This is a genomic window from Staphylococcus croceilyticus (assembly GCF_002902575.1).
In the GTDB taxonomy this organism is placed as follows: Bacteria; Bacillota; Bacilli; order Staphylococcales; family Staphylococcaceae; genus Staphylococcus; species Staphylococcus croceilyticus.
Map to the genome: position 1 here is coordinate 1 of NZ_PPRD01000130.1, position 1,734 is coordinate 1,734.

A 1,734-nucleotide genomic window follows, 5' to 3' on the forward strand; every position below is an offset into this window, starting at 1 on the left:
TGGTTATTAACATCTTACAATAAAGTGCCAATCATGGGCCTTTTTTATGGAATTTTATTAGTGTTGCACTTAATATTACAATTCGTCACATTTAATCATCAAGTTAATATTTATAAAGTTATTCAAAAAACATTGAATAAATGGAGCTATTTATTAACAACTCAAAATATAAATGTGCATATAACCTTTGATTCAGAAGAAATATACTGGCTAGGCGATCAATTATGGTATGAACGCTTATTTGACAATATTATTTCTAATATTTATAAGCATTCTAAAGCAACAAAAATTAATATAGTACTATTCTCAAATTTTGTAGAAATTAAAGATAATGGCGTAGGCTTTAATAATCATGTTTCATATTCAAAAGGATTAACAATTATAAAAGATATATGTAAAAATTTTTCATTAAATTTAAATATAGAAACTAATGAGAATGGTACTTTAATTAAAATCTCTAATGAGAAGGGGGAATAAAATATACTAAAAGTAGAGAATCTTTCAGTTTCATTAAATAACACTCAAATTTTGCAAAACATATCTTATCATTATGAAAATAATAAAGTTTATGGGCTACTAGGCCCTAATGGTGCGGGCAAATCTACTTTTTTCAAAGCAATTTTAAATGTAATTAATTATTCTGGAAATATTTCATTACCTTCTCATCATATTGGCCAATTAGTTGAAGCACCAGCTTTTTATGCTAATTTATCATGTTTTCAGAATCTCAAATTACATTCTAACTATCTGAACTTTGCATGTGATATAGATAATTACCTCTCAATAGTTCATCTTCAAGATGCTAAATATAAGAAATTTAAAGATTTATCAATGGGTATGAAACAGAGACTTGGAATTGCAAAAACGCTTATTGGAAATTCAAATTTAATTTTACTAGATGAACCAACTAACGGACTCGATCCTAGTGGCATTAAAGATATTAGAAATATTATTTTAGAGAAAGTGAAAAGTGATGATAGAACTTCAATTATTTCTAGCCATATTTTGCAAGAAGTAGCTACCTTTACAGATGTATTTATATTCATAAAGGGAGGCCAGCTAGTTACTCATTTGAAAAATACCAGCAATTATTACAGTATTTTAGAGTTAGATAAAATGACAGATGCTGAAAATACTTTTAATAACCACGAATATTCTATCGTTAAATTCAACTCCTTATATTATATTGTAGGAGACTATAAGTGGTTAAAAAATTATGATAGTTCGATTACTAAAATGACCATTGAAGATATCTATTTATGGCTTATGGAACATAAAATAGAGGAGGCTTATTTAAAATGATTACTTTTATAAAAAATGAATTTATTAAAGTAAAAAGCGAGCGTTTTATATTAGTTGTTATCTTGTTAAGCTTGATTCCTTTTACTATGAACATAGCAAATTTCTTTCTAAATAATAGAAGTTTATCCTTAGAAAATGGTTTTTACTTCAGATTTTATAATCAATATTTCATGTTAGGACCTATTGTTATAGGCATTATCTCTACTTCAGTATTTTACATTGAATATAAAAACAATACTTTACTTAATTGGCTAACTTATTCTAAAAATAAATCCAAATTATTTTTATCAAAACTTTTGATTATAATATTTTATTGCTTTGTGATTTATACTATCAATTTAACTTTGATTCTAGCATTATATTTAATTAATAATAGAAATTTTATTGATTTAGTACATATCTCGATTAGTTTCACGTTTTTAAATTTGTTAC

At 25.1% G+C, this 1,734-nt stretch carries 2 protein-coding genes and 1 pseudogene; all 3 read left to right on the forward strand.

Annotated elements, in window-relative coordinates; all coding sequences use genetic code 11:
- Nucleotides 1–477: pseudogene (locus CD128_RS11280) on the forward strand (sensor histidine kinase); the annotation flags it as partial.
- Nucleotides 478–528: 51 nt separating this feature from the next.
- Nucleotides 529–1,302 (forward strand): ATP-binding cassette domain-containing protein, encoded by a 774-nt coding sequence (locus CD128_RS11285; RefSeq protein ID WP_167797474.1) that lies wholly within the window; start codon nt 529–531, stop codon nt 1,300–1,302.
- On the forward strand, nt 1,299–1,734 hold a 436-nt coding region (locus tag CD128_RS11290; RefSeq protein WP_231917332.1), incomplete at its 3' end, for an ABC transporter permease. The genes CD128_RS11285 and CD128_RS11290, both read left to right, overlap by 4 nt.